This is a genomic window from Microcystis sp. LE19-195.1E (genome assembly GCF_027532095.1).
GTDB lineage: Bacteria > Cyanobacteriota > Cyanobacteriia > Cyanobacteriales > Microcystaceae > Microcystis > Microcystis aeruginosa.
Map to the genome: position 1 here is coordinate 1 of NZ_JAPZSZ010000030.1, position 8,373 is coordinate 8,373.

The 8,373-nt window shown below is 43.3% G+C and carries 7 protein-coding genes; 3 read left to right on the forward strand and 4 right to left on the reverse strand.

Annotated features, from left to right (window positions below; genetic code table 11):
• Positions 1 to 667 precede the first annotated feature (667 nt).
• Together O9300_RS02255 and O9300_RS02260 are read left to right on the forward strand one after the other, a co-directional pair.
• Positions 668 to 1,828, forward strand: coding sequence for a nucleotidyltransferase family protein (locus O9300_RS02255; RefSeq protein ID WP_061432229.1), 1,161 nt, complete (start codon positions 668 to 670; stop codon positions 1,826 to 1,828).
• A 147-nt stretch (positions 1,829 to 1,975) separates the two neighbouring features.
• The gene (locus O9300_RS02260; protein ID WP_287969797.1) at positions 1,976 to 3,214 is read left to right on the forward strand and encodes a glycosyltransferase family protein; all 1,239 of its coding nucleotides are present in this window, start codon (positions 1,976 to 1,978) and stop codon (positions 3,212 to 3,214) included.
• 12 nt (positions 3,215 to 3,226) lie between these two features.
• On the opposite strand, the gene dnaG is transcribed toward O9300_RS02260, so the two are convergent.
• The 4 genes from dnaG to O9300_RS02280 form a co-directional block, all read right to left on the reverse strand.
• A complete protein-coding gene (gene dnaG / locus O9300_RS02265; protein WP_287969798.1) occupies positions 3,227 to 5,107 on the reverse strand; it encodes a DNA primase in 1,881 nt (626 codons plus the stop codon).
• Positions 5,108 to 5,478: 371 nt separating this feature from the next.
• On the reverse strand, positions 5,479 to 6,603 hold the full coding sequence (locus tag O9300_RS02270; protein WP_287969800.1) for a beta-ketoacyl-ACP synthase: 1,125 nt from the start codon (positions 6,601 to 6,603) through the stop codon (positions 5,479 to 5,481).
• A gap of 300 nt (positions 6,604 to 6,903) precedes the next feature.
• Positions 6,904 to 7,641: a peptidylprolyl isomerase gene (locus tag O9300_RS02275; RefSeq protein ID WP_287731796.1), complete on the reverse strand. Its 738-nt coding sequence runs from the start codon at positions 7,639 to 7,641 to the stop codon at positions 6,904 to 6,906.
• Between the two features lie 28 nt (positions 7,642 to 7,669).
• Positions 7,670 to 8,236, reverse strand: a complete 567-nt coding sequence (locus tag O9300_RS02280) for a photosystem I assembly protein Ycf4 (protein ID WP_008198988.1) — start codon at positions 8,234 to 8,236, stop codon at positions 7,670 to 7,672.
• Between the two features lie 90 nt (positions 8,237 to 8,326).
• On the opposite strand from O9300_RS02280, the gene O9300_RS19380 reads away from it, so the two are divergent.
• On the forward strand, positions 8,327 to 8,373 hold a 47-nt coding region (locus O9300_RS19380; RefSeq protein ID WP_353737100.1), incomplete at its 3' end, for a helix-turn-helix domain-containing protein.

The window sequence follows — 8,373 nt, forward strand, 5'->3', positions numbered from 1 at the left end:
AGGCCGAATTTGAATTCTTTTCTGAACAAAACCCCCTACTATCTGTTGTCAAGGTTCAGTTTTTAGCTTGGTTATCGCTTTTTCCATTGTAGCTTAAAGCCGTCCTAAAAGGACGGGGTTTTAACCCAAATTTTCGATAAAAGATTTTGTTAACAAAGTGTTGGTCGAGGAAATCTCCTTGATCTACATTGATGAAGAGGGAATTATTTTCAAGAACTAACAAGGCGCTCCGTCCCTCAAAATTCGATTTTTCGAGGTGTCCTAGACATAACGCCTTGGTTATTGCCTAAAATTAAACTTTTTTTGCCCATCAATTTAAAAACTTGCGTTTTTTTGATCATCTTAGCCTAGAGGACTGAGTAGTATGAGTTACAGCAAAGTTGATTTGTTAATTTTGTCCATCAGTGTAATCTGGGTTAAATCTCTCACTTTTTCCCGTTATCAATTACTCAAGGGGTAGCTCGATCAATTGGACTTATTGAGAAAATCTTCGCACTAATTGAGAGTAAACCAAGGTTTGATCAGGGTTTCAGGCGGTGCAATGCTGAAGTAAATCTATTTTTCGAGGTACCCCCAAGAGGATCGATAACCACTGATTCCGAGCCGGTAATGATACACTAGGCATGATTTAACTACAAACCTCGATCGCAAAAGGAAATAAACATCAATGAAAGCCATGATTTTGGCGGCAGGCAAAGGAACTCGTGTCCGTCCGATTACCCATACGATTCCCAAACCCCTGATCCCGATTTTACAAAAGCCGGTGATGGAGTTTTTGTTGGAACTGTTGCGACAGCATGGCTTTGATCAGATCATGGTCAATGTTAGTCATTTAGCCGAAGAAATTGAGAGTTATTTCCGCGATGGTCAGCGTTTTGGGGTGCATATCGGCTATTCTTTCGAGGGTAGAATCGAAGAGGGTGAGTTAATCGGTGATGCCCTAGGATCGGCGGGTGGTTTACGACGAATTCAAGATTTTAATCCCTTTTTTGACGATACTTTTGTGGTTCTCTGTGGTGATGCGCTGATCGATCTTGATTTAACCGCAGCCGTTAAATGGCATCGGGAAAAGGGAGCGATCGCCACTATTGTCACCAAAACCGTCCCCAGAGAGGAAGTATCCAGTTATGGGGTGGTAGTTAGCGACGAGGAGGGACGGATTCTCAGTTTCCAAGAAAAACCGGCCATCGATGAAGCTTTAAGTACCTGCATTAACACGGGTATCTATATTTTTGAGCCAGAAATCATTGATTTTATTCCCCCTAATAGTAAATACGACATCGGGGGCGAATTATTCCCCCAATTAGTCGCTAAAGCTGCGCCTTTCTACGCTTTAAACATGGATTTTGAATGGGTGGATATCGGTAAAGTCCCCGACTACTGGCAGGCAATTCGCGGGGTGTTATCCAGGAAAATTAAAAATGTTGCTATCCCCGGCATCGAAGTCAAACCGGGCATCTACACGGGCTTAAATGTGGGGGTAAACTGGGATCGAGTCGATATCACCGGACCTGTGTATATCGGGGCAATGACGCGCATTGAAGACGGGGCGAAAATTGTCGGTCCGAGTATGATTGGCCCGAATTGTTGGATTTGTGGCGGCGCGACGGTGGATAATAGCGTTATTTTTGAATATTCTCGCCTCGGTTCAGGGGCGCGTTTGGTGGATAAGTTGGTCTTTGGGCGCTACTGTGTTGATAAAACCGGCGCGGCGATCGATGTGGAAGCGGCAGCCTTGGATTGGTTGATTACCGATACCCGCAAGGTTCCCCCAGAATTTGATCACCCTAAACATCAGGCAATTCGTTCTTTATTCAATGGCAAGTAGGCAACACCCCAACAGGGAAACCACTTCGCGCGCGTTGTGAGGGAGAAGGGAGAGGGGAAAACAAATAAAAATAGTCTCCTGAATACTGTCTCCTGACTCCTGAATACTGTCTCCCCAAAACGAAAACTTCCTACCTCACCACATATCATGTTTGATTCTCCTGTTGATCTTCTCATTCTCTCTAATGGCCCAGGAGAAATATCTACATGGGTGCGTCCAGTTGTCAAGAGATTGCGACAAAACTTAACAGAAGATCGATCGCTGTTGCGGATTTCGGTGATTCTTTCCCCTTGTACCCATGCTATGGGGGCGGAAACGGAAGTAGTTAGGAAATATCCGGAGGTCGATCGAGTCCAGTCGCCAGAAAACTTCTTTAATTTTCTTTTCTGGGGAAAAACCGCCGATAATTGGGATTGGCACCCCAAGGGCATCGTTTTATTTTTAGGGGGCGATCAATTTTTTGCCCTCACCATCGGTAAACGTTTGGGTTATCGCACCGTTATCTATGCGGAATGGGAAGCGCGTTGGTATCGGGGGATCGATCGCTTTGCCGTGATGAATACAAGTGTATTAAATAATATTCCCCAACAATATCAGCATAAATTTACCGTTATCGGCGATTTAATGGTGGATTTGCCCAATGCTATCACCCCTGATGACGCTACCTTAATTGCACTTCTCCCGGGTTCCAAACCCTCGAAATTAGCTCAGGGTGTACCCCTAACCCTAGCCATTGCCGAAAAGATACACGCGCAGGATCCCCGGACTAAATTCTTAATTCCCGTCGCTCCTACCCTAAATTTAGCTTATTTGGCGAAATTTGCCGATCCTAGCTCTAATCCGATGATCACTAAAACCGGTTGGAGTGCTGCCAAATTAAAAAACGGTGAAAAACCCTATCTAGAAACAGATAAGGGGGTAAAAGTTGACCTAATTACCGATTTTCCCGCCCATAACCAGCTTTCTCGCTGTCATTTAGCTTTAACGACGGTGGGTGCTAATACTGCCGAATTAGGGGCGCTGGCAATCCCGATGATTATTTTACTACCGACTCAGCAACTAGACGCGATGCGGACTTGGGACGGTTTACCCGGTTTATTAGCTCAACTGCCGGGGGTGGGTTCTTTATTTGCTAAGATAATTAATCTCTATATGTTGCGGAAAAAGCGTTTATATGCTTGGCCAAATATTTGGGCTGGTGCCGAAATTGTTCCGGAATTATTAGGGGAATTACAACCAGAGGAAGTGGCAAATATGGCTATATCTTGGTTAGAAAATCCCCAACAATTAGAGGCTATCCGGCAAAAATTGCGGGCAGTGCGCGGACAAGCAGGAGCAGTGGATAAGTTAGTATCTATTATTGCCGAACAACTGTCTAGTTTCTAATCAATTAGAGAATTAAGCTTGTTGGTATAGAGGATCAATTTCGATTAATTTATTAACAGTTTGATAAAATTCCTGCTGATAAAATTCCCTTTGATTGCTGTCGAGAGCATTAATTAATTGTTCTTGACAGTAGCGACGATATTCCATTAAACTAATTTTTTCCATAGCTATAATAGCATCTTTAATTTGTTCTTCTGGCTGCAAAATTTCCTGACTGGTATGTTCATTTAAGTGAAATAAAGAATTAAAATCACGGTTTTTGTCTGTGGTGATCATCAATAAATGATTCTGTAAGGCTGACATCAAATCTCTTGGTTTAGTAATTTGGGTTTCTAACTCTAGAATTACTTGCCATAACCAACGATAATCCAGGAGATTAAAAATTAAATCTTTTTCATCCAAAGATTCTAAAATTCTTTCCCGATATTCAGGATAATGGAGATAGATTAATAATAATAACCATTCGGCTTTTTCCGAGCTATTTTTTTCGGATTTATCTAAAATATTTTTCCTCTTGATTGCCAGAGATTTTCCTTGAGGTTTATTAACCTGCTTTGAGAGATTTTTTAAAATATAAGGCAAACGAGTGGCATCTTTTTGAGCCAAAATTTCAGCACAATAATCTAGATAAAAAGTGCGTTGATTGCTATCGATTAACTTTTGCAGTAAACTCACCATACTATTGGCTACTTGTTGAAAATGTAGTCCCTGTTTTAAATCTTTATTAACCAACATTTGCGAGATTTGCCAATCAATCCAAGAAGGAGATTTTTCGATTAGTTCTCGATAACTATTCACCCCGTCAGCACGAGATTTAAGAAATTCATCGGCATCTTTACCATCGGGAAGATTGAGGATTTTTAGGTTAACTTGTCCCGAATAAACTAGGGAGTTAATTTCCTCGATCGCCCTTTGTGTCGCTTTAATTCCCGCTTGATCAGCATCAAAATTAAAGATTATTTGTTTACTTTCACTGTAGCGCAAAAGTAATTTAATTTGCTCTTGACTTAAAGCTGTTCCTAAACAGGCAACCACATTACTAATACCAGTAGCATGGAGAGCGATTGCGTCAAAATAACCCTCGACAACTATCGCTAAATCTTGCTGAATAATTGCCTGTTTAGCTCGATCAAGAGCAAAGAGAGTTTTTCCCTTTTCAAATAGAGGAGTATCGGGAGAATTTAGATACTTTGGCTGCTCATTACCTAAAGTGCGACTACCAAAAGCGATCGCTCGTCCTTGACTATCAAAAATAGGAATCATTAAACGATCTCGAAATTGATCGTAATAACCACTACCATTTTGACGCGCTTTAATTAATCCCGCTTGTTCCACTAAAGCCACAGGATAGCGCTTTTGTTCCACTAAATAACGATAGAGCGTTTCCCAACCTTCTGGAGAATATCCCAGTTGAAAAGTTGCGATAGTTTCTGGGGTTAGTTGTCGTTGTACCTTGAGATAATCTAACGCTTTTTCCCCTTGGGGTTGACTAAGGGCGTGTTGATAAAAACTCACCGCCACGGCCATTATCTCGTATAATTGTTCTTTGAGGGATAATTGCTGTTCTAATTCCTGACGCTGTTCTACTGCTAGAGTTTTAATCGGGATTTGATACCTTCTAGCAAGATCGAAAACCACTTCACTAAAAGATTGTTTCCCCACCTCCATAAAGAATTTAATCCCGTTTCCCCCCGCACCACAGCCAAAACAGTAATACATTTGTTTGGCAGGACTAACCGTAAAACTGGGGGATTTTTCCTCGTGAAAAGGACATAAACCGACGTATTCCCGTCCCCTTTTTTTGAGGACGACTCTCTCCGAAATTAAATCCACAATATCAATTCTTTGTTTAACTTCTTCGATCGTGTCCGGATGTAGTCGCGGTGTATCCATAATCAGTTATCAGCAGTCAGGAGTCAGATGTGAGTTTTAAGTGAGCAGTATATATTAAGTGAGCAGTATTAAAGCTGATCACTGAAAAATCTCCCCAACACCTAGCACCCCCACTAAGGCCCTTTTTGACTCCTGGAAATTCGCACCCATAAGTAATAAGAAAGGACTTGACTTTGGCGGCGGCTTGTGCTATGCTTTTCTCATAATGGGAATCCGTGCAAATTTTTATAAGTTCAAATATTCCCATTATGAATAAAATCTTTTAAAAATATTATCTCAAAATCTCCCGACAAAAGCCAGCAAAATTTCGCCCATAATTGTTAAGTTTTGTTAAAAATGCAGAGACCGGCAGGGAAAGAACTGATTACCGATCACTGATCACTGAAAAACTTCCCCACTGCGATAGCTGCATTTTGTCCTCCGAAACCGAAACTAAGACAGAGACAATTGTGCAGGGAAAAATTAACAGCCGATCTAGTTAAATTTAACTGAAAAGGAGACTCGCGCACACCGACACAGGGGGGAATTAGCTGATTTTTCAGGGTCATTAAACAAAAAGCCACGCCTAATGCCCCCGAAGCCCCTAAAGTGTGTCCTGTTGCCCCTTTTGTCGAGCTTACAGCCACTTGCGAGCCAAAAATGCTGGCGATCAGGTTTGCCTCCCGTTCATCGTTTAAACGCGTGCTAGTGCCGTGGGCGTGAATGTAATTAATTTCATCTTTTCTTAATTGACTTCTGTGCAAACATAGTTCTATGGCTTTGGTAGCACTACGATTATTCACCGCTGGGGCGCTGACATGATCGGCATCGCAGGTAAAACCATAGCCCAAAATTTGCCCGTAGATGGGGGCATTTCTGCTTAAAGCCAGTTCTTCCGATTCAAGGACTAAAATCGCGCCACCTTCCCCCAAAACCAAGCCCTCCCTAGCTCTATCAAAAGGATAACAGCCCGTTTTCGCCAAAGCTCCCATCTGTTCAAATCCCACCAAAGTTAAGGGAGTGATCGGGGTTTCGAGCGCCCCGGCTAAAACTCGATCGCATTCTCCCATTTTGATTAATTCTACACCCTGAGCGATCGACCAGATGCCCGTGGCACAGGCCGCCATGGGTGCTAAGACTGGGGCGCCGGTTTCTATCAATCTAGCGGTCAATACCGAGGCGCGATCGGGTAAACTATCTAACCAGTTTTCTACTATTCCCGTCGCTGCCATCCGTTCCCATAAACCCTGACAACCTCGACTAGAACCGATAGTGACACCACAATCCTTTAAGGGAGGGGTTAACTTCGCGTCTTCAAGGGCGGCAATCAGGGCAATTTTGGTTAAATCCTCTAAAAATGCTGGTTTGTGACCGATTAAACCCAAGGGTAAAGCGGGTAAATCAGAAAAGGGTTGTTGCCTAGTTATACCAGTTTTGCCCTCTAGTAATCTTTGCCAACTCTGACTTAAATTTCCCAGAGAACTGATCAACCCAATTCCCGTCACCACAACATTCATTTATCAGTTATCAGTTATCAGTTATCAGTTATCAGATGAACGTAGGTTGGGTTAAAGCATGAAACCCAACGCCCGATTATGTTACGCTACCGCTAACCCATCCTACAAATAATTGTGCCTTCCTACTTAGAGCATTTAATTGATTATTATTCATTCTTAATTCTCCTGACTACTGACTACTGGCTCGGAGACTCCTCACCTGACGGAAGATTTTTGATTTTTGCAGCAGATTTATTAAATGATTGGGTGGGTGACGGCGAACATTAAATTATTGTCGCCCGGTCCCACCCTAACCGATCGCTATTTTTTCAGGTTTTCTGCACCGGAAACAACCTTGGCCGAGTCAATTTTATCCCCTTGTTTGATCGTATCGATCACTTCCATTCCCTCAGTTACATAACCAAAAACGGCATAATCACCATCGAGGAAATTGATATCCGACAGGGCAAAATAAAACTGAGAAGAAGCAGAATTAGGTTGTTGAGAACGGGCCATTGCGATCGCACCGCGTTTATGGGGTAAAGCGACGATGGGAGTGCGCGCCGTGGCCTGTTGACCGATTGCTTGCCCATAAATCGGCTCTTTTTCGTCTTTGAGGAGAATTTCCAGGGGAACATAACGGGATTGCTTGGTTTTCGGATCGACAAAACCACCGGTTCCGCGACCTTGGGGATCACCCCCTTGGGCGACAAAAGGCTGCGGTTCTGTAACCACGCGATGGAAAGTTAAACCATTATAAAAACCTCTCTCCACCAGATCCACAAAATTACCGGCAGTAATTGGGGCCGCCTTGCCATCAATTTCGATCGTTACCGGTTTACCTTTGATGATCATCTCGACGACGGCAGTTCCATCTAAGCGGGGTTTGTAATTATCCATGTTGACACTGCCCGAACTGGCAGGTTGAGAGGTTTGGGTGATACTAGAATTATCGGGGGTGGAATTAGCTTCCGGGGAAGAACAGCCGAAAAGTGTCGTCGTTGTGATTAAAAAAACACAAACCACAGACAGCCAGCAAGATTTTCTTATCTTCATCATTTTATAGCCAAAAAGAGCGAAAAAAGGACTACAATCCCTCTAGAGGAATTTCCAGAAAACGAGCGAGTTCCGCTCCTTGATTTTCCAATTCCGAGAGGGACATCGGATCGCCGACGCGAGTTAAAGGGATATCGCGACGCTGTTTAATCCGCAGGAATAGTTCCCGTTTCGGGTTGAGTCCTTCTCGCACTTCGGCCCGCACAGCTTGCACATCTTCGAGAGGCCAATCGAGATCGATGCGACGATTTTTGCCAGGGTAGCCCCAACGAAAGATTTTAACTTTGCCGGTTTCCTTGTTAAACTCGTTGTAACCACCTCCGACATTCCAGAGGAGAGATAACCAGAGATAGATGGCTAAAAGAGTCCCCGCAGTACCGTAAAAGAGGAGGGCGACTCCTTGGGGAATAAATTGTAAGGAACTGGTATCGCTAACGAGAAGTAGATTGACCTTCAAATAACTGGAAAGACCGGCGAGGAGAAACCCTAGACCGCCAATAGAGACGATTACAGCCCAAAAATAGTTACTAGGGCGACGGGAACCCACTACTTCTCGCCGTAGGATCAGGCTATCTTTACTTGTTGTTTGCGCTTTCATCGAAAATTTGGGTCTGAAACCCCGTCGTTCTACGACGGCTTTACTGTTAAATATTAGCACATTTACGAAATATATGCTAAAATGTGAGGTATGGAAAAAGCCTATTCGTTTCGATTTTACCCCACACCCGAACAAGA